The organism is Streptomyces sp. NPDC107521, from assembly GCF_055598485.1.
Map to the genome: position 1 here is coordinate 118552 of NZ_JBVKAT010000018.1, position 24309 is coordinate 142860.

Consider the following 24309-nt stretch of genomic DNA (forward strand, 5'->3'; position numbering starts at 1 on the left):
GAGCGATCCGCATCCCGGTAATTCGAGGACCGGCGGGGGTGAATCAGCCCTGCTGTTCGATGACCCTCTTGACGCGCCGCACCGTGGCGGCGAGATCCGCCTCGACCTTCGCGCCCCATTCCTCGACGAACCGGCGGCGGGCGGGCTCGTCGAGTTCCGCGGTGATCGAGCGAATTCCCTCGGTGGCCCGGCCCATGCGGAAGTGGTGGACGAGGGTGGCGGTGCCCTCCGTGCCGCCCGGCGCGACGTCGAATCCCCAGACGCTCTCCTGGCGGCGGCCGTCGGCGGTGCGCATCGCCCAGCGGAAGGTGCGGCCCGGCTCGGCGGCGACGACCTCGGCCTCGGTGTACCAGGTGCCGCGGACCACGGGGGCCCAGCCGACCACGTCGGCGGCGCGCTCGTTGCGGCCCCGGAAGACGGTGCCGACGGCCGAGGGCGGGCCGCCGACCCACTCGCCGCCCCGGCACTCCGGGCTCCATTCGCCGCTGCGGGCGAGATCGCTGACGACGGAATAGACGGTTTCCGGGGAGGCCGCCACCTGGATTTCCGCGCGGGAGCCGAAGAGGGAGGGGGAGTCGATGACGGACCCGGAATTCGACGCGTCTTCCGACGTGCCCTCCGGTGCGGTGGTGACAGTGGTTTCGATCGCCATGCCGGGAATCCTGGTGACCCGTCAGGGGGCGGTCAACGGCGCTTCTGCGGGTGCGTCAAGTTCCGGCCGGGAAGGGCCGGGTCCGGCCCCGAATATGTCAGGTCCCGGGAGCGGGAACGTCATGTTCCGGAGAGGCGGACGCGACGGGTCCGGACGCGGCGCCCGCCGGATTCACCGAATATGTCAGCTCACGCAAACGCGACCCCGCCGGAAATGAGCGCTCCCCCGGTTCCCGCGCCGCCGCGTCCCCGCGTTCGCGGCCCGGGGAACGGTGGAACGGGGGAACGGGGGAACGGGGAAACGGGGGAACGGGGAAGCGGCCTGCGCCTGGGATCCCCGGGGGCGGCCCGCACCCGGCGGCAGGCGGTGCCCGCCCGACGGCAGGCGCGGCCCCGGTGCCCGCCCCCCGGCGGGAGCCGTCCCCCGAGCGGAAGCCGTCTCGGAGCGGGAGCCGTCCCCGGGCGGGAGCCGTCCCGGGGCGTCCCGTCCGGGTCAGGTGTCCGTGCGCAGGACGAGCTTGCCCCGCACCCCTCCGTCCTCCAGCCGCCGGTGCGCCGCCGCGGCCTCCCGCAGGGGCAGCGTCTCGACGGCGCGGACGCCCAGCGCCTTCTCGGCGGTCAGCCGGTTGATCGCGGCGGCGGCCCCGGCGAGTTCCGCCGTACCGGCGTGCGAGATGGCGAAGCCGTGCACCGAGCAGTCCTTCAGGTACAGCGGCCCGACGGGCAGTTCGGGCCGGGTGCGCATCCCGGCGAGCAGCACCGCCCGGCCGCGCCGGGCCATCAGGTCCACCGCGAGGCCGAGGTCGTTGACGCCCGCCGCGTCCAGCCACAGCCCCACCCCGTCGGGGGCGGCGGCACGGAGGGCCTCCGCCAGGTCCCCGCCGTCCCGGTCGACGGCCTCGGCGGCGCCCAGCGCCCGGCAGTACCCGGCGTCCCGCCCCGCGGCGACCGCGACCACCCGCGCCCCGGCCCGCGCGGCCAGCACCACCGCCGCGCCGCCCACGTTCCCGGCGGCGCCGATCACGACGACGGTCTCGCCCGCGCGCAGCCGTCCGTGCGGGAACAGCCCGAGGTACGCCGTGGCCGCGCCGTGCGCCACCGCCACCACCTCCAGCGGGTCGGCGCCCGGCGCCAGCGGGTAGAGCCGGTCGGCGGGGACCACGGCTCGCTCGGCGGCGGCGCCCTGGCGGCCGTCGTGCCCCAGGCTGTTGCACCAGACCCGGTCGCCGGGCCGGAAGCGGTGCGCGCCCGGCCCCGCCGAGAGCACCGTGCCGACCAGATCGCGGCCGACCACGAAGGGCAGCGGCACGGGGGTGCGCCAGGCGCCGGACCGGACGAAGGTGTCGACGTTGTTCACGGCGACCGCGTCGACCGCCACCAGGACGTCGGTGGGCCCCGGCTCCGGATCGGGAAGCTCCCCGTAGCGGATCGCCTCGGGCGGGCCGAACTGTTCGATGTACGCAGCGTGCATGGGTGGGGCTCTTCCCGGTTCGGTGTCGTGGCGGGCGGATCGGATACGGCGGGATCGGACACGGCGGACGGTGAACGGCGGACCGGCTCCGGCTCCGGCTCCGGCTCCGGCGGTCACCGTACGGATCGGCGGGCCGTCCGGCGTCCACCCCGTACGGCGGGCGCCGGACCGGCGGGTACCCCCGGCGGACCACCGGACCCGTGCCGGACGGCACCGGCCCGGGTGCCCGCGGGCACCGGCCCGCGGGCTCCGGGCCCGGACAGCGCCGGGCGCCGGGAACGGGCGTCGCCACGGGCGGGTGCCGCGGCGGGGCGGCGGCGGGCAGGGCGTCAGGCGGGGGCGGGGGCCACACCGCCCGCCAGGTGCGAGCGGTACCACGGCGCCGCCTCCCGCAGCCGGACGGCGTGGCCGGGCCCGGCCGGGCAGCCGGTGCGGGCCCAGACCGGGGACCGGTACCAGTGGTCCTCGGCGATCAGGCGGATCCGGCGGGGGCCGATCCGCTCCCCCTCCGGGGTGCCCCGCAGCAGCGCGAGATAGGCGTCGCACGGCACCCCCGCGCCCGGTTCCGGCACCCCGAGGACGGCGGCGAGCAGCCCCGCCAGGCCGCGCAGGGTCACCGTGTCGGGGTGGGCGGCGTGATGGACGGTGCCGGGCGGCAGGGCGCCGGGGGTGCGGGCGAGGACGGCCAGCAGCCGGGCCAGGTCGTCGACGGCGACCAGCGACAGCCGGGCCCTGCCGCCGTCCGGCAGCAGGGGTGTCCGGCCGAGCAGCCGGGCGAGCGCGGGGACCAGCCACACGTCGCCGGGCCCGAGCATCAGCGGCGGGCGCAGCACCGTGCCGCCCCCGGCCAGCACCGCCCGTTCCGCCTCCCGGCGGCTGCGGCTGGTGGGCGACACCGGGGCGGGCTCCCGTTCGTCCTCGGTGAGCCCCCGGTGCGGTCCGTCCCCGTAGACAGCGGTGGTGCTGACCAGCACCGTGCGGGCGCCGGCCCGGGCGGCCTCCGCGAGCAGGGCGCGGGTGCCGTCGGCGTTGACCGCCCGGCAGCGCTCCTCGTCGGAGCCGATGAAGGAGGCGCAGTGCAGCACCGTGCCGACGCCGTCGCAGACGCCCCGCAGGGAGCGGGGGTCGGTGAGGTCGGCCTCGGCGTACTCGGTGCCGGGCACCGCCCCGCCCTCGGCCCCGCCCGCCGGGACCGCGCCGCCCGGCGCCGTGCCGCCCGTCCCGGCGGCGGCCGGTGCGCGCCGGACCAGGGCCCGGACCTCGCCCCGGCCGCACCGTCCCTCGGCGGCCAGGGCGCGCAGCACGGCGGAGCCGATGAAGCCGGTGCCGCCGGTGACCAGGACCCGGCCGGTCACGAGGCGGCGCCGGACGGGCGCACCAGCAGGACGCCGACGGCGGCGACCTCGTCGTCCTGGGTCAGGGTCACCCAGGTCGGCAGGGAGCCGTCCGGGAGCGGGGCGCGCACCTCGGCGGTGACGAGGCAGGGGCGGTCGAGTTCGACGTAGCGGCAGAACTCGGCGTCCACCGACGGGACGACGACGTGGTCGTACCCGGTGGCGAGCTGGGCGGCCTGGCGCATCGCCTCCAGCAGGCCGCGGCCGGGCATGTGGTCGGTCTGGCCGTCGAAGATCACGGGATGGCCGAGGTCGGCGCGGAGCAGCCAGGTGCCGGGGGTGCCGGAGGCGGCGAGCAGCACGTCCCGGGCGCCGGTGCGGCCGACCAGGACCGGCGGCACCGGGTCGGGCAGCGGCACGGGGGCCGCCGCGGGCCGGGCCGGGCGCAGCCTGCGGTAGGCGGCGTCGGAGACCAGGGTGGCGGAGGCACCGCCGTGGCCGACGAGGACGTCGTCGCGGTAGAGGTCGGCCTGGATGTGGAAGGAGGCCAGGCGGCGCCCGCGCCGGCGGACGTCGAGGGCGCGCACGACCGCGCTGGTGGGGGCCAGGGACAGGCCGCTCCGCAGCACCTCGGCCGGTACCGCGTAGCGCAGGTCCCACATCAGGAAGTGCAGGTCCGTGGGGGCGTCGTAGGCGAGGTGCGCGACGGCCGTGCCCGCCTGGCGGATCGTTTCGGCGATCAGCATCGGATTCTCCCGACCGTCCGCGACCGGGGAGAACAGGGCGTGGGCACGGGGCCAGTGGACGGACGTGCGAAACGTTCCGTCAGCCCCTTCGCCGGGTCCGGAGAGCTGCTGGAAGTGCGTGATCAGGACATCTGACGCATCGGCCCGGTGGACCAGCTCGCGCGGGACGCGGACTCCCTCATTCCGGTTGTGCGCGGTGTCCGGCCGGGCGTGCGCGGACATGATCGGAGCGGCAATGAGCACGGTCACGAGTGAATCCCCCTTCACGAGCAGCCCGTGTGGCCCTCGGGGTGCAGTCTGCCAAAAAAACAGCCTGAGCGGTTTCTTTCTGCGTCGAACTTTCGCTCGACGGGCGTGATCTGCATCACATTAACGGGCCTCCGGACGGCCCGGAGGGTCGCATTCCAGCCGCATACGCTCTGGTGGGACCCCATAAACAGACCGTCGGGTCGGGTAGAGTGGAGGAAAGACTGGTTGAACGGCGGACAAAGATCGTCCGCCCCGGTACGACTCTGAAGACTCGGAGCGAGAGATGGCCAAGCAGGCGCGCGCGGTGCAGACCCGCCGCACGATTGTGGAAGCCGCGGCGAGCGTCTTCGCCGACCATGGTTACGAGCGCTCGGCCACGTCCGAGATCCTGCGCCGGGCGGGCGTCACCAAGGGCGCGATGTACTTCCACTTTCCGTCCAAGGAGTCGCTCGCCCAGGCGATCATGGACGAACAGACCGCGGTGGTCGGCGTGGCGAACAGCTCGCCGCTCCAGTCACTGATCGACATGACGCACCGGTTCGCCCACGCCCTGCGCAACGACCCGATCGCCCGCGCGGGCACCCGGCTCTCGATAGAGGGCGTCTTCATACAGGGCTCCCACCCCTGGGGCGCGTGGTTCGACCTCACCACCCGGCTGCTGGCCGAGGGGCAGCAGGCGGGCGAGGTCCTGCCGCAGCTCGACACCCGGGAGACCGCCGAGTTCTTCGTCGCCAGCTTCACCGGCGTCCAGCTCATCGCGGAGGCCATCTGCGGCCGGGCCGACCTGCACGAGCGGGTCACCGTGATGTGGCGGCACATCCTGCCCTCGGTGGCCCAGCCGAGCGCCATCGCCCGGCTGCGCCCGGAGGGCGTCTCCGACCCGGCGGCGCTCGCGGGCCCGTCCCAGGACGATGCCGAGGACGCCTTCGAGGCCGGCAGCGGCGCGGCCTGACGGCCCGGCCGGTGCCGCCCGGCGGCCCGCGGTCGGCGCAACCGCCGTCTCCGCGCGGCCCCCGCACCCGGGCCGTACGGCGTCCGCCCGCGCGGGCTCCGTCCGTACGGCGTCGGCGGACCCCGGGGCCGTGCTTCCGGCGTCGGCACGCACGCCGTCCGCACGCACGCCGTCCGCACCCGCGGGCCCGGTGTCCGCGCCGACCGCGCCGCCGCGTCCCGTGTCCGCCGCCGGGCACGGGCCCGCCCCCGCCTCCGGCGGGAGGAGGAGGGCCAGGCCCCGGGGGATCAGCACCGCGGGCACCGGCACGGCGGTCACCGCTGCGCTCCCAGCAGGGCCGCGGTGTGCGCGGCGGAGGCCAGCGTGACGTGGCGGTGCCAGCCCTGGAAGGAGCGGCCCGCGAACTCCCCGAGCCCGCTCGGCTCGCCGAACTCCCGGTGGTCCCGCGCCACCCGCCGGGTCAGCTTGCTCAGCCGCAGCAGCCCGGCGGGGGCCGAGGAGGCCATGCCGGTCAGCCACAGCTCGGCCGGGGGGCGCTGCGGATCGCGCCACTCCCCGATCAGCATGGTGGCGTCCCGGCCGGCCTCGGCGGGCCGGGACCGGTACGGCGCGCGCACCGGCTCCACCCGGATGCCGGCCACCAGCGAGGTCCGCACCGCCGGGGTGGGGGCGCTCGGGTCCAGCCACTCCACCGGCCGCCGCAGCCCGCTGACGGAGCGCATGATCTGCTGCGCCGACAGCGCCCCGGCGCCGTAGCCGGGCAGCGACGGGTCCGCCACCGCCAGCCGGTCGCCGCCGTCGATCCGGGCCAGGAACGGGATGCCCAGCGCCGTGAACGTGTCGAGGGCGCCGCGCAGCTCGGGGTCGCGGGCGTCCAGCAGGACCGCCCGGGGCGGCAGCCCCCAGGCCGCGGCCTCCAGCACCACCGACGCCGCGCAGGCCGCCATGGTCTCCTCGGGCAGCCCCTCGGGGATCTCCGCCCGGCGCCGCCGGTCGGTGTCCTCCAGCCAGGAGCCCGGTAGGAACATCCGCCAGTTGACCGGGGCGCTCAGCCGCGGGGACGCCAGCCAGACGCCGAACACCTGCTGGCCGTTGACCGTCTGGCCCAGGTGCGGCACGAAGTGCCGGTCCACGCCGACCGAGTGCTCGCCGACCTTCGGGATCTGCATCGACTGCACCACCCAGGCCTGCGGCTCCACGGCCTGGTGCACGTACGCCGCGAGCGCCCGCCGCATCGGCGCCCACTCCCAGGGCGAGCAGGAGACGAAGTGGTGCAGGCTCTGCTCGGTGGCCGATCCGCCGATCACGCTGGCGATGTTGCGGATGGATTTGCGCCCCTCCGCCGCCAGCAGTCCGCGCAGATACTGCTCCCCCCTCTCGCGCTGGTCCCGCCTGCGCAGCGAGGCGAACAACAGGTCCGCCAGCTCGGACACCGCAGGCGCTTCCGGTCTCAGGACGGCAGTGGTCACGGTGGGTCCCCCTAGAGGTGTGTTCTGCAGCCAACGCTCAAGAACAAGCCAAGCCAGACTGTAAAAACCGGGCGCGCGGTTTGTCAATCCTGAAATGGCCGACTTCGCTCGGTCATTGACCCGGGAGGCAAAACCGCAGGTTGTGAGGATCTTATGAAGATGATCTTCCGCTTTTAGGGCCTCCACCCCGTCTCCACTCCCTTGAGTGACCCCCCTTTGACAAACCGGGGGGTAGGTTTCTACCGTCGTTCGGGATGACCGATGGGGAATGAGGAGCCGGTGGACGATGCCCGACGGAGCGGTGGGACCACCGTGGTGAGGCAGGAACGGTCCGAGCGGACCCGGGCACGCCTCATCCGCGCGTCCTCGACGGTGTTCGACGCGGTGGGGTACGAACGCGCGGCCCTCACCGCCATCAGCGACCTCGCGGAGGTGAGCAAGGGCGCGCTGTCCTTCCACTTCGCGGCCAAGGCCGACCTCGCCCGCGCCGTGCAGGCCGAGGCCTGCGCGGTCTCCGGGGCCCGGCTCGCGGAACTGGCGCGGCAGGAGGGCCCGGGGCTCGACCTCGCCATCGCCATGACGCACGACCTCGTCCGGCTGATGGACACCGACGTCGTCGTGCGCGCCGGGGCCCGGCTCGCCCAGGAGATCGACACCCCGGGCGACCCCTCGCTGCACTGCCACGTCAACTGGCTCGGCGCCCTGTTCCAGGCCCTGCACCGGGCCCGGGTCGACGGCACCCTGACCGCGGACGCGGAGGTCGGCGCCGCCACCGCGCTGCTGATGTCCCTGGTCGTCAGCGCCGCCGCCATGTCCCGGCTGCCCAGCGGCCCCCCGGGCGAGTACGGCCCGCTCGGCGGGCTGCGCAGCGGCCCCCAGTGGCTGACCCGCATGCTCGAACTCGTCCGGCCCACCCTGGCCGCCGCCTGACCCCGGACACACCGGAAGGCGGGCCCCGCCGGCCGGACGACCGGAGGAACCCGCCCGGAGCACGGCCGGGAAGGGGCGCCCGCGCCGACACCCGTGACCGCACCCGTGCCCGCGCACCACCCCGCCCGTTGCCCCACCCCGCCCGGGACCGTGACCGCGCGCGGGACCGTGACCGCGCGCGGGACCGTGACCGCGCGCGGGAGCATGAGCGTGCGCGGCCCCGCCCGAGGCCCCGCACCGCCGGCCGCCCCGACCGGGGCACCGCCCCGCGGCGGACTACCGGGCCGTCAGGTGCGGCGGACGGTAGGTGGGCCGGTAGCCGCAGGCCAGGCCCAGCGGCGCGAGCAGACCGCACATCGCCATGTCGAGGGCGAAGGGCCGGCCGGTGACGAGGCGGTACTCGTTGCGGAACCGCAGCGCCAGCAGCGCCGTGTGCAGCAGGGGCTTGCCGGTGGCGATGCGGCCCTCGTCGGCCAGCCCCCACAGCGTCTCGAAGACCTTCTCGGTGTCCAGGGCGGGCGCCGTCCGCCACACCACCGTGGTCCGGCCCGGCCCCGGGTTCCACAGGGTGTGCGGCACACCGGCCGGGACGCGGAACTCCTCGCCGGGCCCGTAGGTCCGCGGCCGCCCGTCCAGGTCGACCCGCAGCTCCCCCTCGACCAGCCGCATGTGCTCCCGCTGGCGCGGGTGGTAGTGCACCGGCGGCCGCGTCACCGCCGGGGCGTACTCGACCTCCACCTCCACATGGGCGCCGCCGGTGTCCCGGGAGGTGGTGAGGAAGGTCAGCCGGTCGTCCCCGAGCTTCAGGGTGTCCCCCGCGCGTGCCATCAGTCGGTCCTTCCGTAGGAGTGGGTGTCGGGCGCGGCCTCGCGGGGCGCCGCCCCGCGCCCCGGGGAGCGGAAGCCGACCGCCGCGTTGAGGACGTTCAGCGCGGCGAGGACCGCCGCGATCCAGAAGCCCAGGCGCAGCCCGTCCAGCCAGGCGTCCGCCCACGGCACGCCGTCGGCGACGCGGTCCCCGGTGCGCCCGGCCGCGCCGGTGGCGACGACGGCCAGCCCCAGCGAGGCGCCGACCTGGAAGCAGGCGGTCAGCAGCCCCGAGGCGATGCCCTGCTGCCGCTCGGGCACCTCCGAGACGCCGTGCACGTTGACCGGCAGGGTGCAGCACTGGAGCGCCGCGCCGAGCGCCAGCAGCGCCGGCAGCAGATCGGTGGCGTAGGCGCCGTCCCGGGGCAGCCGGGTCAGCCACAGCAGGGCGCCGAGGGTGAGCACCGCCCCCGTCAGATAGACCGCGCGGGGTCCCGCCGTGCGCAGCAGCCGGGTGACCGGCGGCGTCACGGCGACGGCGGCGAGCCCCAGCGGCAGGAAGGCGAAGCCCGCCCGCAGCGCGCTGTAGCCGAGGCTGCCCTGGACGTAGTAGCTGAGCAGGAAGAGGGCCGCCGCCTGGACGCCGCTCGTCAGCACCCGGCCGACCCCGGCCGCGGACAGCGACCGCGTCGCGAACAGCCCGAGCGGGACCAGCGGATCGGCGGCCCGCCGCTCCACCAGCACGAACGACACCAGCAGCAGGACCGCCGCCGCGCCCGGCACCGCCACCCGGGCCGAGGCCGCGCCCGACGTCTCGACGCCGACGACGGCGTACACCAGCAGGGCGACGCCCAGGGTGGCGGTGAGCGCGCCCGGCAGGTCCGCGCGGCCGCCGCCCCGCGCGGGTGCCGTGCGCCGGTCCGCCAGCAGCAGCCACACGCCCGCCGCCGCGACCGCGCAGACCGGCAGGTTGACGTGGAACACCCAGCGCCAGTCGAGCCGGTCGGTGATCAGGCCGCCCAGGATGACCCCGGCGGTGCCGCCGAGCCCGGCGAGCGCCGCCCAGACGCCGAGCGCAGCGGTGCGCTCGCGGCCCGCCGGGAAGCTCGTCGTCACGATGGACATGGCGGCCGGCGACAGCAGCGCCGCCCCGCAGCCCTGCACCGCGCGGGCGGCCACCAGCCAGCCGGTGCCGGGGGCGAACCCGCAGGCCAGCGAGGCGACGGCGAAGACCAGCGCCCCCGTCAGGAAGGTGGCCCGGCGGCCCCAGCGGTCCGCGAGCCGCCCACCGGGCAGCATCAGCCCGCCGAAGCAGAGCACGTACCCGGTGAGCACCCACTGGCTGCCGCCCACCCCCATGCCCAGGTCGGCCCTGATCCGCGGCAGCGCGAGGTTCACGGCGGTGGTGTCGAGCAGCACCATGAACTGCGCCAGCGCCACGAGGACGAGCAGCCGCCGCCGGTGCGGATGCGGGGGCGCCGCCGGGGGCGCGGCGGACTCCAGGCCGATGGTCATCTGAACGCCCTCCGGGGCGGGTACGGGACGGGAGCGGACACGGGAACGGGCGGACGGGGCGCCGGAGCGGGACCGCGGCGCGGCGGGGACCGCGGGGCGGGGCCGTGACGGCGGGGGTGCACGGGCCGGGAACGGCGGGGCGGGTACGGGCATGGGCCGGGACGGACGTCCGGCGGGGACGCGGTGTCCGGCGGGGAGGCGGGCGCACGGCGGCATCCGGCACACGGCCGGGACCCGGGCGGCTCCGCCAGGAGGCGGGTCCGACCGGCCCGTTCGGCTCCGGGTCCCGCACCGCCGCGCCCCGCACCACGGCCCGCGCGGGGCCCGGGCCCGGGCGCTGGGGCGTCCGGAACCCGGAGCGGGCCGGGACCCGGATGCGGGCCGGGGCCCGGGAGGGGGACCCGGGGCCCCGGCCGCCGTCACCCGGGGAGGAGGACCCGGGTGACGGCCGGGCCGTCAGCGCTCCGGCCGCTCGATGTAGCTGAGCGCGTTGTAGATGGTGCGGTCCGGGTCGGTGATCGCCCGGCGGCCGTGCATCACCCGGGTGTTGTCGATCAGGGCGACGTCCCCGTCGGCCCACTCCAGGTTCTCCGTCAGGGCGCCGGAGACCTCGCGGACCTCGTCGAGCAGCCCGGCGCCGAACTCGGTGCCGTCCGCGAAGGTGATCAGGGGCGTCTCGTAGTTGTTCGAGGGGCCCAGGATGCTGTTGGCGAACGCCGGGCGGGTGCCGAACAGGGTGGCGTCCGCGGCGGGCGTGCGGAACGCGTAGCGCACACCGCCGTCCTCCTGCGGCTCCACCTCGGTGCCGGGCATCGCCGCGGCGAGCCGCACCAGCTCCCCGACCTCGATCTCCTCGGCGGGCCGGTTGAGCAGGTGGTGGGCCATGGCGCGCCACTGCGGCTCGGCGACGTAGCGGCTGTAGACGATGTCCTGCGCGGCGAAGGCCGTGCGGGCCGGCTCCGACAGCGCGTCCCACACCCGGTGGCCGTCGCAGACGGTGGTCTGCGAGCCGGACGCGGCGGCCTTCTCGCAGAAGAACCAGGCCAGGTGGGACCGGAAGGGGCTGTTGCCGTTCTCGGTGTGCAGCCCGACCTCGTCGTAGCCCGCGTCGACCTTCTGGGCGACCTCGGAGTAGAAGTCGCGCGCCGGGTCCAGGGTGGTGGAGGTGGAGGCGCGCTGCACCAGGGCGGTGAAGGAGTCCATCCCGGCGCCGAAGCCGCGCAGCAGCAGGAACCCGGCGGTGCCCAGCAGCCCGAGCAGCTCCGCCGTGTCGACGCCGTCGAGGCCCGCGCCCGGCTCGGCCGGGGTCAGCAGGAGTCCGCTGCCGGTGCCGTACGGGACGGCGGTCACCGTGCGGGGCGCGGAGAGGGTGGCGGTGCTCATGCGGAGGCTCCTTCGAGTGCTCGGGCGGTCCCGTCGGCGCCGGTCAGCCGGGCGCGGACGACGTCCCGGCGCGGACGGCCGGTGACGGTGAAGCAGACGGTGTAGTCGGGGTCGTCGGCGGCCATCAGCCGGACGACGGTGGCGCGTTCGATGCCGGAGAGCCGCTCCCGGCCGAACGCCTCGATCCGGGCACGGGCCTCCTCGTGGTCCACGTCGGCGTCGACGACGAACAGCCCGTGCACCGCGTCCAGCCCGTCGGCCACGACGGCGGCCTCCCGGACGAAGCCGAGTTCGCGGTACTGCGCCTCGATCCACTCGGGCGAGAGGTTGCGGCCCCCGGCGGTGATCACGACGTTCTTCTTGCGCCCGGTGATCCGGATGTAGCCGTCCTCGTCGATGACGGCCAGGTCGCCGGTGTGCAGCAGGCCCCGCTCGTCGACGACGACGCTGGAGGGGTCCTCGCGGGTGTACCCGGCGAACAGGGAGTCGCTGCGGATCAGCAGCTCGCCGTCCTCGGCCAGTTCGGCGTGGACGTGGGCGAGGGGCCGTCCGGCGGTGCCGAAGCGGGTCTGGCCGGGGAAGTTCCAGGAGACGACGGAGCTGTTCTCGCTCAGCCCGTACCCCTCGTAGAGGGTGATGCCGTATCCGTCCAGGCGGCGCAGCACCTCGACCGGTACGGGCGCCCCGCCGCAGGCGATGAAGACGGGGCCGTCGTGGCCGAAGATCCGCCGGTGGCGCTCGGCCACGGTCTCCTCCGGCCGCTCCTCGCACAGGGCGAGCAGCAGCCCGGCGACGGTCGGCGGCACCACCATGGCGGTGGGTCCGGCCTGTCGCAGCAGCGCCCGCAGCCGGGGCCCCGCGGCGTCGGCGGCGGTGCCGACCAGGGCGGCGCCCGGCGGCAGGAAGGTGACGCTGCCCCCGGCCAGGAAGGGCATGTAGAGGCCGGCGACCTGCTCGATGAGCAGGCTCAGCGGGACGACGGAGAGGTAGCGGGCGAAGGCCGTCCGGTCGACGTGCCCGATCAGCGAGGTGATCAGCGACTCGATGCCGTGCAGCCGGATGCGCACGCCCTTGGGCGCGGAGGTCGTCCCGGAGGTGTGGATGACCTTGACGACGGCGTCCCCGGCGTCCGGGCCGGGCGCGGGCGGGAGGGCGCCGCCGGCCCGCCCGGCCAGGGCGGCGGCGTCCACCCGGACGACCTCGCACCCCCCGGGCAGCACCGGGGCGCCGGACTCCCGGGCCCAGTCCTCCAGCCGGGCCGCGCCCTGGGCGTCGACCAGGCAGACGTCGGCGCCCTCCAGCAGGGAGGCGGCCTGCGCCGCGCTGAACGCGGTGGGCACCGGGACCTGCACGGCGCGGGCGAACAGGGTGGCGAGGTCGGCGGTGACCCATTCCGGGGAGTTGGCGGCGACCAGGCCGACCCGCACCGGGCGGCCCGGCGCGGCGGCGCGGCCCGTGAGGGAGCCGGCCAGCACACCGGCGGCGCCGATCAGGTCGCGGTAGCTCCACTCGGTGGCGGGGCCGCCGGTGGGCGAGAGCACCCTGACCATCACCGCGTCGTCGGCGGCCCGCGCGAGCAGACCGCCGATCAGGTCGACGCGGCCGCCGGTGGCGGGCGGGGCGATGACGTGCCCGGCCGCGGCGGCCGGGCCGCCGGGGTCCGGGGTGCCCGGGGTGCCCTGGGTGTCAGGCCGCATGGGCCAGCTCCTCTCGCTGGGAGGGGACGAGACGGATGTCGAGCGCGTCGAGGACGTACCGTCCGACGCCGCGCAGCAGCAGGTCCGTCTGCTCGGAGATGTGCCCGTAGCCGACGACGGGCCGGGTGGCGTAGTACGTGCCCCAGCGGGCCAGTTCGGCCGCCGGGAGCCGGGAGCCGTCGGCCTGGCAGACGGGGTGGAGGACCACGCCCACCCGCTGCATGACGGCGGCGAGCCGGCCGGTCATGGTCATGGCCGCGTAGGGGCGGCCCAGGCAGGCGAAAACCAGGGGGAAAGCCTGGATCAATTCCATTCCGGCGCTGGCCCTGACGGAGGCAATGCTGCTGACCTGGAGAATGTCGCGGCGGTCCACGAATTCACCGGTGTGCGCCGACAGGATTTCCTCGACGGGTGCGTCGAGATACTGCTCCAGAAAGACCTCGCCGTTCTCCGGGTAGGAGATCCCGGCACATGCCTGGATCTCCTCGCGACCCGTCGCGTCGTGTTCGATGTACCGGATGAACAGGTCCGGGTCGGGCGACACTTCGGCGCCGAAGGACTCCGCGAAGACCATGCTGACCATGGCCGCGGATTCCCTCCAGCCCGGCGTCCCCCGCTCGGCAAGTGATATCCGCACGTATGGCGCCCCTTCGTCCGTTCCGGGATTCTTGCGTGCCGTTCACATGTCTGCGTGCCCTCATCATTCGCCGGACGCCCCTCCGGGACAATCGAACGGAGCGGCGTCCGTCATGTTCTCCGTCAGGTCCGCCGGGAATTCCGGAAAGGCGTCCGGAAGGAATGGTTCACGTCTCCGGGAAATGCATCCGTAAAACGCTCCGGGGAAAAGCGGAAACTCCCGGTCACCATGGTGTCCAGGGGTTTCCGCGCCCTCCGCGCCCTCTCCGTGTCCGTCCGCTCCGGGGCCGTGGGGGGCTCTCGGCGGCGGTCAGGGCCTCGGGTCGGGACGGGAGCGCCGGTCCCCCCGGCATCCCGGGGGGACCGGCGGGGGCCGCGCGCGGCCGGGTCAGCCGTGCCGGCCGGGCTCAGGCCCCGGTCGTCCACACCTCGTCGACCCGGCCCGCCTGGACATGGGTCCAGCCGTGCTCCAGCTCCTGCGGCCGGCAGGCGTACCCGGTGCGGGTGCCCGTGCGCAGGCGCAGTTCCTCGGCGAGCACCATCTGGGCGACCCGGCCCGCGCCGGTGTCGTCCGGGCGGGGGCCGGCCAGCACGATGTCCACCGGCGCCCGGCACACCACCTCCGCGACCAGCTCCGCGAGGTGCCGCACCGCGGCGCCGTCGGCGGCGGGCGCCGGGACCACCAGGCCGACCTCGGCCTCCGGACGGGCACGCCGCAGCGCGCGCACCCGCTCGACGAGGACCTCGGCGTCCTCCGCCCCGCCACCGGGCGCGGCGACCTCCACCAGCGATCCGTCCAGCTCGGCCAGGTCCCGCACCGGCGCCCCGGGCAGGGCGGTGAAGCCGCTCCCCGCGGTCCGCCCGAAGTCCCGGTCCAGGCGCTGCATCTGGCGCACCGAGAGCTGCCCGGCCCGGGTCAGCAGGCGCAGCGTCAGCTCCCTGAGGGAGGCGTCCCGGTGCCCCTCGGGGGCCTCCCAGAGCCTCCGGCTGGCCCAGGCGGACTCCTGGACGCCCGCCACCACGGGACGGCGCACCTCCTCGTACGCGGCGAGCGCGGCCGGTACGTCGAGGACGTCCCCGGCGGTCAGGGCGCGCACCAGTTCGGCGGCGTCCTCCAGGGCCAGGGTGGTGCCGGAGCCCATGGAGAAGTGGGCGGTGTGGACGGCGTCGCCGATGCCGACGAGGTTCTTGTGGTGCCAGTGCTCGGCCGAGACCTGCGGGAAGCGCAGCCAGCGCGAGCCGTTGCCGTGCAGCCGTCCGCCGCGCAGATGGCCGGCGAAGACCTCGTTCGCGAAGGCCATGGCCCGTTCGTCGGTCCAGTCGGCGCCCCGGGTGTGCCCGTCGGTGAACCCGGCTCGCTCCCAGCTCCCGCCGTCCATCTCCACCAGGAAGGTGCAGCGGTCCGGGGAGTACGGGTAGGCGTGGGCGGCGACCGGCCCGTGGGGGCTGTCCTCGAAGAGGAAGGTCATGTCCTCGAAGACCCGGTCGGAGGCGAACCAGGCGTACCGGCTGCCGCCCGGGGTGACCCGGGCGCCGAACCCGTCGGGGAAGGCGCCCCGGCTGCGGCTGCCGGCGCCGTCGGCGGCGACCACCACGTCGTAGCGGTCGAGCAGGGAGGCGGCGTCGGCCTCGGTGCCGTAGTGCAGCCCGACCCCGGCCTCCTCGGCGTGCCGGCGCAGCATGGCCAGCATCTCCCGGCGCTCCACGGCGGCGAAGCCGTGGCCGGAGGTGCTCAGCGACTCGCCGCCGCGCCGGACCTCGACCTGCTCCCAGCGGGCGCCGCCGTCCAGGATGCCGGTGACGACCTCGGGGGCGGTGCGGCGCAGCCGCATCAGGCTGAGCCGGGAGAAGACCACGCCGAAGCCGAACGTGGCGTCCGGGGCGCTGCGTTCGAAGACGTCGACCCGGTGGTCGCCGGCCCGGCGCATCAGGAGCGCGAAGAAGAGTCCGGCGGGACCGCCGCCGACGCACGCGACCCTCATCGCCCTCACACCCCGGCCGCGGCGACCGGCCGCGCGGCGGCGGGCGCCGGGTCCGCGGGCACCCGGTCCTCGGGCGCTTGGCCGGCGGGCGCTTGGCCGGCGGGCGCCGGGCGGGCGGGACCGGCCCCCGGGAGCAGCTCCTTGAGGACGCGGCGCAGGGTCTTGCCGGCCGCGTTGCGCGGGATCTCCTCGGTGAAGCGCACCGCGGCGGGCCGCTTGTAGCTGCCGAGCTGGGCGGCGCAGGCGGAGATCAGCTCGGGCAGGGTCGGGGTCCGCTCCGGGTCGGCGACGACGAACGCCACCGGCACCTGGCCCCACTCCTCGGAGGGCGCGGCGACGACGGCCACGTCCCGGACGCCGGGGACGGTGGCGAGGACCCGCTCGATCTCGGCGGGGTAGACGTTCTGCCCGCCCCGGATGATGACGTCCCCGACCCGGTCGACCAGGTGGATCAGCCCGTCCTCGGTCATGCGGCCGAGGTCGCCGGTGCGCAGCCAGCCGTCGCGCAGGGAGCGGGCGGTGGCCTCCGGGTCGTTCCAGTAGCCGCGCATGGTGCCGTCGCCCCGGACGCACACCTCGCCGGTCTCGCCGTACGGCAGGCGCTCGCCGCGCTCGTCGAGGATCTCGATGTGGCAGCCGGGCAGCATGCGCCCGGAGGAGGAGACCGGGTCCCCGCCGTCGGCGGTGTACAGGGCGGTGCCGATGGGGCCGCCCTCGGACAGTCCGTAGGAGTTGCGGACCGGGACGCCGAAGCGGCGCACCGTCTCGCGCAGCAGCGGCTCCGGCATCGGGGAGCCGCCGAAGACGATCTCCCGCAGGCTGGACAGGTCCGTGGTGCCGAACGCCTTGGCCTGGAGGGTGAAGCGGATCATCGAGGGGACCATGAAGGTCGTCGTGACCCCGAACCGCTCCACGCAGGCGAGGAACCGCTGCGGGGTGAAGTCGCCCTGGACGACCAGGGTCCCGCCCGCGGCGAGCAGCGCCAGGCTCACCACCATGCTGCCGTGGAAGAGGGGGCAGGGGTAGAGCATCACGTCGTCGGCGGTGAAGCCGAAGTCGGCGACGGTCGCCGTGTAGCCCGCCGCGATGGCCCGGTGGGTGAGGGCGACGCCCTTGGCCCGGCCGGAGGTCGCGGAGGTGTGCACCACGGCGAAGACGTCGTCCCGGTCGGGCAGCGGCAGCGGGCGCGGCGCGGTGGCGTACAGCTCCTCGAACTCCGGGGAGTCCAGGGCGATCCGCGTGCCCCCGCCCAGGGCGTCGCCGAGCCGCCGGGCCGCCGCCGCGTCCGCGATCACGCAGGCCGGGGCGACGTTGGCGACGATGTGCTCGACCTCGGGGGCCGGGAAGGTCGGGTTGACGGGGCAGACGACGAGGCCGGCTTTGGCGGCGGCCACGTACAGCTCGATGACCTCCAGGCGGTTGCGGGAGAGCAGGGCGAACCGGTCCCCGGGGACCAGGCCCCGGTCGAGCAGCCCGCAGGCCAGGGCGTCGGTGCGGTCGTCCAGCTCGCGCCAGGTCAGGGTGCGGGTCTCGTCGGCCAGGGCCGGCGCGCCGGGGGCGAGCAGGCGCCGCCGCCGGACGGCGTGGGCGAGCCACATCAGGCGTTCACCTCCGGGGCCGCCGCCAGGACGCGGTCGATGCCGTCGATGGTGTAGAGGGTGGCCATCTCCTCGTCCTCCAGGGGGACTCCGGTGCGCTCCTCGATGGCGAGGGCGAGCCGGATCAGCTCCCCGGAGTTGATGCCGACGGTCAGCAGGTCGGCGTCGTCGGCCAGGTCGTCGAACAGGCCGGGCACATCGACGAGTTCCAGCAGCAGTCGCCGGCCGGGCGAGGTGGCGGTGGTGGCATCGCTCATGGTGGTGTCCTTTCGGGTGTCGGCGTGCGACGGGGTCAGCGGCCGACCTTCGCGGGGCTGCGCTCGCCGGCGGACGGGTCTGAGGGGTCGGGGGCGGCGGAGGCGGCCGGGGCGGCTTCCCCGGCGGCCGCCGGTCCCGCGGCGGGGGCGGGGTCGTCGTCGCCGTCGCGCAGCCCGATCCGCCGGTGCAGACGGGCCAGCGGGGCGGGCGCCCACCAGTTGAAGCGTCCGGCCATCCGCATGAAGGCCGGCACGAGGATGCCGCGGACCAGGGTGGCGTCCATCAGGACGGCGAGGGCCAGACCGAAGCCGAGCATCTTCATGTGGGTGATGCCGGACAGGAGGAAGGAGAGGAACACCAGGGCCATCAGCAGCGCCGCCGCGGTGACGATGCCACCGGTGCGCTCCAGACCGCGGGCGACGGAGAGGGTGTTGTCCCCGGTGCGGTCGTACTCCTCCTTGATGCGGGAGAGCAGGAAGACCTCGTAGTCCATGGAGAGCCCGAAGGCCACGCAGAACATCATGATCGGGTTGGTGGCCACCGTCATCCCGGTGGTGGTGAAGTCGCCCACCAGCCACTTGAGGTGGCCGTCCTGGAACACCCACACCATGGAGCCGAAGGTGGCGGTCAGGCTGAACAGGTTCAGCACCAGCGCCTTGACCGGCATCAGCACGCTGCCGCTGAGCAGGAACAGCAGGACGAAGATGCTGGCGGCGATGATCAGCATGCCGTACGGCAGCCGGTCGGCCAGCGAGGCCATGGTGTCCTTGAACGAGGCCGCGGTGCCGCCCACCTGGACCGGGAACGGCGCGGACATCTCCCGCACCTCGGTCACCAGGTCCTGGCCCTCGTCGGTGTACGGGTCGACCTCGGGCACCACCATCAGCCAGGTGCCGTTCTCCCCGGCGAACTGCTCGTACAGCCTGCCCGGCTTCGCGACCCGCTGTCCGTCGGTGTAGGAGCCGGCGAGTCCGTCGACACGGGCCACGTCCGGCAGTTCGGACAGGCGCTGCGAGTACTCCGCGATGTCGGTGGTGCGGGACCGCGGGTCACCGGTGCCGTCGGCCACCACCAGCAGCGGGGACATGGCGCGGGCCGGGTAGTCCTCGGCGATGCGGGTGCCGACCTCGTGGGCCTGCGCGTGCTGCGGCAGGGCGCGCTCGTCGGAGAGGCCGAAGCGGACCCCGAGGAACGGGGTGAGCAGCAGTGCCATCAGCACCACCACACCGGTGGCCAGCGGCAGCGGCCTGCGCATCACCAGGAGGGACAGCCGGTGCCAGAAGCCGGTGTCGGCCGGCTTCTCGCGGTGCCGTCCGAAGGACCACTTGTTGACCCGGTGGCCGAGGACCGCGAGCAGCGCGGGCAGCACCACCAGGGCGGCCACCACCGCGAAGGCGACGACGGCGATCCCGGCGTAGGCGAAGGACCGCAGGAAGTACATCGGGAAGATCAGCAGCGCGGACAGCGACAGGCCGACGGTGAGGGCGGAGAAGAGCACGGTACGGCCGGCCGTGCGCAGGGTGATGCCGACCGCCTGCTCGACGGTGGCGCCCTTGCGCAGCTCCTCCCTGAATCTGCTCACCACGAACAGGGCGTAGTCGATGCCGAGTCCGAGCCCCAGTGCCGTCGAGATGTTCATCGCGAAGACGGACACGTCGGTGAAGACCACCAGCACCCGCAGCACCGCCAGCGCGCCCATCACGGCGACGACGCCGAGGGCCAGCGGCAGCAGCGCGGCGATCACCCCGCGGAAGACGAAGACCAGCAGGATCAGCGTCAGCGGCAGCACCACGACCTCGGCCAGCGCCAGGTCCTTCTGGGTCTGCTCGGTCAGCTCCCGGTTGGCCTCGGCCAGTCCGCCGAACTTCAGGTCGAGCCCCTGGTAGCCGTCCTGGTAGTGCGGCAGCAGCTTCTTCAGGTGCTCGGCGACCTCGTCCTCGTCACCGGTGAGGTGCGCCATGACCAGCGCCGAGTCGCCCTTCTCGCTGTGCAGCAGCGGGGCGCGGTCCTGCGTCCAGTACGACAGGGCCTGGCTGACGCCGGGTTCGTCGGCGAGGGCGCGGGTCAGCTCCAGTCCGGCCCGGGTGGTGCCGGGGTCGTCCACCCCGTCGGGCGTCTCGACGAGGATGACAAGGTTCGGGGAGCCCGCGCGGAACTCCTTCGACAGCGCCTTCTGCGCGGCGCTGGACGCGGAGTCGGGCACCTCGTAGCCGCCGGCGGACAGTTTGTCGTTGACGCCGCCGCCCAGGGCCCCGCCGACGACGCAGAACAGCAGCGTCAGGACGAGGACGAGTTTGCGGCGGCCCGCGGCCAGGGCGGCGAGCTTCTCAAGCATGGGAACCCTTCCAGGGTCTTGGAGGCGGGCGGCTCCCGGGGCTGCGGGTTGGCCGGCGGGAGACGGGTCGGGCGGATCGGCGGGCGGCGGGCCGGGCGGTGCCCGGCCGCGAGCCGTGGTGCGGGCGGGCGCGCGGGGTGCGGGCGGACGCGCGGGGTCAGGCGCGCCCGAGGACCTGGTTGCAGGACAGGGCGCACCGGCCGCCGCGGTCGCAGTCGTGCGCGACGACCGGCTCCTCGGAGGCGGCCGGCCAGGCCAGCAGCCGGTTGTGCACCGAGCCCCGGCAGAAGTCGGTGAACTCGGGGTTGCTGGCCTTGTGGCGGCGGGCCAGGAAGGCGAGGACCGGGTCGAGGACCAGCCAGCGGCCGTCCTCCAGGACCTCGGTCCAGGCGTGCTCCACGCCCACCATGCCGAGGACGTACCCCTTGCGGGTGCGGGCCGCGAGGCCCGCCTCGCGGGCGTCCCGCGCCATGATCCAGGCGGCCACCTGGCAGTCCACCATGCGCAGGCCGGCGGCCCGCGCGGGGTCGGCCCGCAGCCGGTCCGGCAGCCAGCCGAACTGGTGGGAGCCGTCGTCGAGGGCGGCGAGCAGCCCGTCGTAGACGGCGCGCACCGCCTCCGTGCGGGGCTCGGCGGCGGTGCCCCTGGTGACCACGGTGGCGGTCGTCTCGCCCCCGGGGCCGTCGGCCGGGCGGACGTCCACCAGGGTCCCGCCGAGCAGGTCCGGCGCGGGGACGGGCGGCACCTCACCGGGGCAGCCGGGGGCGTCGCAGGGTGCGGCGAGGCGGACGTGCCAGGTGCGCTCCTTGAGCCAGCCCTCGCGCGGCCCCGCCGCCATCCGCAGCATCCGCGCCTCGGCCAGCTCGGCCAGCGAGCGGCCCTGCCGCGCGGCGAGCCCGAGGTTGGCGACGTCGTGGTAGTCCAGCAGGAGCCCGCCCCCGCCCCGCTCGGCGGGCAGCCCCGCCTCGACCAGCGCCGTCACGGTCTCGGCGGCGGTACCGAGCTGCCGGGCGGCCTCGTCCACGCCGAGGGTCCCCCGGAAGAACTCCCCGGGCACCTTCCGCAGCCGGGCCAGCCCGTCCCGCCAGGCGTCCGGCAGCGCGCCGGGCACGGGGACGCGGGCCCCGGCCGGGCCCGCCGAGGCGGCCCGCGCGGGTGCTCCGGCCGCCTCAGCGGTGGGCGGGGACAGGGGTGTCATCGCTGGTCTTCCTCTCGTGCGGCCGTACGGCACCGGCCGCGCTCGGCGGCGGGCCCCCGGCGAAGGAACCGAGGAGCAGGGCCGCCTCGGGGCGGCGCACCTTCCAGGTGGCGGTGTGCGGGATCTCGTCCCAGGTCAGATGGACCGGCGGGGCGACGGGCGGCAGGGCGGCGATCGCCGCCTCCCAGGCCCGCCCGGGCAGCGGGCGGTCGCCCCGGGTGCAGATCAGCGGCACGGGCGGGAGGCCGTCCTCCATCGGGACGAGCACCGCCTCGGTCAGCTCCGGCACGCGCTCCAGGATCGTGTCCTCCAGCGCCAGCAGGCTCTCCGTGCCCGGCCGCCGGTCGACGATCCGGTCGAACAGGTGCAGGCACCCGCGGCCGGTGACGACACCCACGTCGCCCATCGCCCACCAGCCGTCCACCCGCTGGTCGGGCGTGCCCAGGTAGGTCGGGGTGACCGCCGAGGTGCGGGTCATGATGGCGCCGGTCGTCCCGCGCCCCACCGCGCCGGCCCCGCCGTCCAGGCCGCCGATGCGCACCTTGGAGTGGCCGATCAGCGGACGGCCCACGCAGCGCCCGTCGGCGCAGCGGCGGCCCGGCTCGCGCCGGTAGAACTTCATCGCCACCGGCCCGGTCTCCGACTGGCCGTACACCTGGACGTACCGTGCGCCACGACGGCCCGCGCGCAGCAGCGTCCGAATGGTCCGCGGATGCGCCGCGTCGAAGGTGCTGACGAACAGCCGTACGGAGGCCAGCAGTCGGGGCTGCTCATCAGCGATCTCCTCCCAGCGGATGAACGCGTTCGGCACCGTCTCCACGACCCCGGGCCGCACCCGGCGCAGCATCCGCGCCGCGTTCCGCGGGTCCGGCTCCGTCATGAAGCCCAGCGGCAGCCCCACCGCGAGCGTCGACACGATCGCCGCCACGGTCCGCACGTGCACCGGGGAGATGCAGACCAGATAGGGGTCGCGGACCCGCAGCAGCCGCCCGACGACCGTCTGGGGACGGGCCTGCCCGGCGAAGGTCAGGGCCGTCTGGAGCACCAGCTTGGGCACCCCGGTCGTGCCGGAGGTGTGGGTGACCAGCTGCTCGTCCTCCGGCCGCGGCACGGGCCGTCCGGGCAGCTCGGCGGGGGCCGGCCCGAGCAGCGGCCGGGCCCCGGCCACCGGGTCGGACCCGGCGTACCAGCGCGCGGGCCCCTCCCCGGCCGCGTCCAGCCCGTCCAGCACCCCGAGGGAGGCCGCGTGGGCGTCGGTGACCAGCACCGTCGGCCGGGCCCGCGCCACCAGCACCGGCAGGTTCGCCGCCCCCACCGTCGGGTGGATCAGCACCGGCACGGCGCCGATCCGGGCACAGGCGAAGGCCAGCAGCGGGATGTCGAAGTTGGGCCGCTTGACGACCATCACCCGGTGCCCCGGCCCGGCGCCCGCCGAGGCGAGCAGCCGGGCCGCGCGGTCCACCAGGTCCGCGAAGGTGACGTAGTCCAGCTCCGTTCCCGCCTCGGGGAACAGGTCGAGCGGCACGTCCAGGTGGATCGGCACCCGCCCGTGCCGGCGGGCGGCGAGAGCGGGCGCCGAGGGCAGCGCCAGCTCCTCGCGGATGCGGCCGCCGGCCATCACCGGCCCCCGGGCAGCGCGGCCGGCAGCCGCGTGGCGTGGGCCACGACGTAGGCGGTCAGGTTGTCGAAGGACGAGATGGCCTCGGCCGACTCGTCGTCCAGGTCCCACTCGAAGCCGAAGTCGTCCTCGACGGCGGCGAGGAGCTGGATGAAGCCGGCCGAGGTCAGCCCGAGGCTCCACAGCGAGGTGGTGCGCGCCTCCGGGCCGGAGGGCAGTTCCTCCCCGGTGACCCGGTTCCACACGTCGGTCAGGGCGGCTCGCACCGCGTCGTTGTCGTGCATGATTCCTCCGTCGCGGTCGCGGTCAGGCCACGACCGGGTGCAGGGTGCGGATGGGGCCCGACTTCTCGACGTACGCGCGCTGGCGGCGCAGGTAGTAGAGGACGTACTCGGTGACCTCGTCGAGGTCGAGCGGGGCGTGGCAGGAGCCGGTGCCGCACACGGCCTCGGTGTGGGTGAGGTCGAACCGCTTGGGGTTCTTGAGGTACGAGCCGTAGAAGACCATGCCCTTGTCGAGCTGTTCGTCCAGGGCGGTGAAGCAGTCGGGGTCGGTGACGTAGTGCGGGGGCCGCAGCCCGACCAGTTCCATGATCCGGTCGAGGGCCACGTGCACCGGCACGGTGGCGGAGTTGCCGAGGTGGAAGTAGGTCTCCTCGGAGTCGGACAGCGCGATGCTGACCGCGTTGCGGGCCACGATGTCGACCGGTACCAGGTTCACCGGGCAGTGCGGGTCGGCGATCAGGTTCAGCCGGGCGTGCGCGAGGAGGGTGCCCAGCTTGCGGCGGGCGAGCTTCTCGATCGTCATCATCTGGCGCGCGAAGCCGTACATCCCCGACCAGTTGAGGCCGTGCCGGGTCAGGCTGTGCCCGATGACGATGGTGGGCCGCATGATCCGGACCCGGTCGAAGCCGTCGGCGGCGCCGCGCACCAGGGCCTCGGCGTGGACCTTGGTCTCCTCGTAGCAGTTGTTGGCGACGGACGGGTCCACGGCGGGCCCCTCCGCGATGTCGCCCTGCCGCGATCCGGCGACGTAGGCGGTGCTCACGTAGTTGAAGGTGCGGGCCCCCGTCCGGCGGGCCAGCTCCAGCACGTTGCGGGTGCCGCCGACGTTGAGCGCCTCGATCTCCTCGCGGTACTCCTCCTCGAAGCGCAGCGAGGCGGCGGCGTGCCACAGCTCGTCGACGGCCGGCAGCTCGGCGGGGTCGACCCCGCAGCCGGGCCGCGCCATGTCGCCGCGGATCGCCCGGGTGCGGGTGACGATGGCCGTCTCCAGGTCGGCGCGGCCGTATCCGCGGGCCATGCCGATCAGGGCCTCGTGCAGCCGCCGCCGGGCGTCCGCGGAGTCCTCGCCGCGGACCAGGGCGTAGATCTCGCCCTCGGTGCGGTCGAGGAGTTCCAGGACGACGGCGCCGCCGACGAACCCGGTGGCACCGGTGAGCAGACGTGTGGTCATGGTGTTCCCTCCCTTGGTCCTCGCTC

20 protein-coding genes are annotated in these 24309 nt (G+C 75.3%); 2 read left to right on the forward strand and 18 right to left on the reverse strand.

What is annotated here, in order from left to right; all coding sequences use genetic code 11:
- Positions 1–43 precede the first annotated feature (43 nt).
- The 4 genes from ACZ7LB_RS24570 to ACZ7LB_RS24585 form a co-directional block, all read right to left on the reverse strand.
- The gene (locus ACZ7LB_RS24570) at positions 44–652 is read right to left on the reverse strand and encodes an SRPBCC family protein (RefSeq protein ID WP_471471197.1); all 609 of its coding nucleotides are present in this window, start codon (positions 650–652) and stop codon (positions 44–46) included.
- A gap of 492 nt (positions 653–1144) precedes the next feature.
- Positions 1145–2122 (reverse strand): alcohol dehydrogenase catalytic domain-containing protein, encoded by a 978-nt coding sequence (locus ACZ7LB_RS24575; protein WP_471471199.1) that lies wholly within the window; start codon positions 2120–2122, stop codon positions 1145–1147.
- Positions 2123–2451: 329 nt separating this feature from the next.
- Positions 2452–3477: an NAD-dependent epimerase/dehydratase family protein gene (locus ACZ7LB_RS24580; RefSeq protein ID WP_471471201.1), complete on the reverse strand. Its 1026-nt coding sequence runs from the start codon at positions 3475–3477 to the stop codon at positions 2452–2454.
- The gene (locus ACZ7LB_RS24585) at positions 3474–4445 is read right to left on the reverse strand and encodes a ScbA/BarX family gamma-butyrolactone biosynthesis protein (protein WP_471471202.1); all 972 of its coding nucleotides are present in this window, start codon (positions 4443–4445) and stop codon (positions 3474–3476) included. Before ACZ7LB_RS24585 ends, ACZ7LB_RS24580 begins: the two co-directional genes overlap by 4 nt.
- A gap of 289 nt (positions 4446–4734) precedes the next feature.
- Between ACZ7LB_RS24585 and ACZ7LB_RS24590 the strand changes: the two genes are divergently transcribed.
- Positions 4735–5403 (forward strand): ScbR family autoregulator-binding transcription factor, encoded by a 669-nt coding sequence (locus ACZ7LB_RS24590; protein WP_471471204.1) that lies wholly within the window; start codon positions 4735–4737, stop codon positions 5401–5403.
- A 314-nt stretch (positions 5404–5717) separates the two neighbouring features.
- On the opposite strand, the gene ACZ7LB_RS24595 is transcribed toward ACZ7LB_RS24590, so the two are convergent.
- Complete coding sequence (locus ACZ7LB_RS24595) at positions 5718–6836, reverse strand: IS701 family transposase (protein WP_471471206.1); 1119 nt, start codon at positions 6834–6836, stop codon at positions 5718–5720.
- Positions 6837–7151: 315 nt separating this feature from the next.
- Here ACZ7LB_RS24595 and ACZ7LB_RS24600 point away from each other — a divergent pair, with 315 nt between their 5' ends.
- Positions 7152–7802, forward strand: coding sequence for a TetR family transcriptional regulator (locus ACZ7LB_RS24600; protein ID WP_471471208.1), 651 nt, complete (start codon positions 7152–7154; stop codon positions 7800–7802).
- Between the two features lie 276 nt (positions 7803–8078).
- Here ACZ7LB_RS24600 and ACZ7LB_RS24605 read toward each other — a convergent pair whose 3' ends face one another.
- The 13 genes from ACZ7LB_RS24605 to ACZ7LB_RS24665 all read right to left on the reverse strand — a co-directional run bounded on the left by ACZ7LB_RS24605 (position 8079) and on the right by ACZ7LB_RS24665 (position 24283).
- Complete coding sequence (locus ACZ7LB_RS24605) at positions 8079–8630, reverse strand: cupin domain-containing protein (protein WP_471471210.1); 552 nt, start codon at positions 8628–8630, stop codon at positions 8079–8081.
- Entirely contained in the window at positions 8630–10123 is a 1494-nt protein-coding gene (locus ACZ7LB_RS24610) for an MFS transporter (protein WP_471471212.1), read from the reverse strand. Before ACZ7LB_RS24610 ends, ACZ7LB_RS24605 begins: the two co-directional genes overlap by 1 nt.
- Before the next feature lie 456 nt (positions 10124–10579).
- Positions 10580–11506, reverse strand: coding sequence for a TauD/TfdA family dioxygenase (locus tag ACZ7LB_RS24615; RefSeq protein ID WP_471471214.1), 927 nt, complete (start codon positions 11504–11506; stop codon positions 10580–10582).
- A complete protein-coding gene (locus tag ACZ7LB_RS24620) occupies positions 11503–13203 on the reverse strand; it encodes an AMP-binding protein (protein WP_471471216.1) in 1701 nt (566 codons plus the stop codon). Before ACZ7LB_RS24620 ends, ACZ7LB_RS24615 begins: the two co-directional genes overlap by 4 nt.
- The gene (locus ACZ7LB_RS24625) at positions 13193–13840 is read right to left on the reverse strand and encodes a thermostable hemolysin (protein WP_471471218.1); all 648 of its coding nucleotides are present in this window, start codon (positions 13838–13840) and stop codon (positions 13193–13195) included. Before ACZ7LB_RS24625 ends, ACZ7LB_RS24620 begins: the two co-directional genes overlap by 11 nt.
- Before the next feature lie 406 nt (positions 13841–14246).
- Positions 14247–15821, reverse strand: a complete 1575-nt coding sequence (locus tag ACZ7LB_RS24630; RefSeq protein ID WP_471471220.1) for an FAD-dependent monooxygenase — start codon at positions 15819–15821, stop codon at positions 14247–14249.
- Positions 15822–15826: 5 nt separating this feature from the next.
- Complete coding sequence (locus tag ACZ7LB_RS24635; protein WP_471471222.1) at positions 15827–17419, reverse strand: class I adenylate-forming enzyme family protein; 1593 nt, start codon at positions 17417–17419, stop codon at positions 15827–15829.
- On the reverse strand, positions 17419–17676 hold the full coding sequence (locus ACZ7LB_RS24640; RefSeq protein WP_161224494.1) for a phosphopantetheine-binding protein: 258 nt from the start codon (positions 17674–17676) through the stop codon (positions 17419–17421). The genes ACZ7LB_RS24635 and ACZ7LB_RS24640 overlap by 1 nt, the downstream gene beginning before the upstream one ends.
- 35 nt (positions 17677–17711) lie before the next feature.
- Positions 17712–20012, reverse strand: a complete 2301-nt coding sequence (locus ACZ7LB_RS24645) for an MMPL family transporter (protein WP_471471224.1) — start codon at positions 20010–20012, stop codon at positions 17712–17714.
- A gap of 157 nt (positions 20013–20169) precedes the next feature.
- A complete protein-coding gene (locus ACZ7LB_RS24650; RefSeq protein WP_471471226.1) occupies positions 20170–21210 on the reverse strand; it encodes a transglutaminase domain-containing protein in 1041 nt (346 codons plus the stop codon).
- Positions 21182–22828 carry an AMP-binding protein gene (locus ACZ7LB_RS24655; RefSeq protein ID WP_471471227.1) on the reverse strand — a complete coding sequence of 549 codons (1647 nt, stop codon included), beginning with the start codon at positions 22826–22828 and terminating at the stop codon, positions 21182–21184. The genes ACZ7LB_RS24650 and ACZ7LB_RS24655 overlap by 29 nt, the downstream gene beginning before the upstream one ends.
- On the reverse strand, positions 22828–23112 hold the full coding sequence (locus ACZ7LB_RS24660; RefSeq protein WP_161224498.1) for an acyl carrier protein: 285 nt from the start codon (positions 23110–23112) through the stop codon (positions 22828–22830). Before ACZ7LB_RS24660 ends, ACZ7LB_RS24655 begins: the two co-directional genes overlap by 1 nt.
- Before the next feature lie 22 nt (positions 23113–23134).
- On the reverse strand, positions 23135–24283 hold the full coding sequence (locus tag ACZ7LB_RS24665) for an SDR family oxidoreductase (RefSeq protein WP_471471229.1): 1149 nt from the start codon (positions 24281–24283) through the stop codon (positions 23135–23137).
- Positions 24284–24309: the final 26 nt, after the last annotated feature.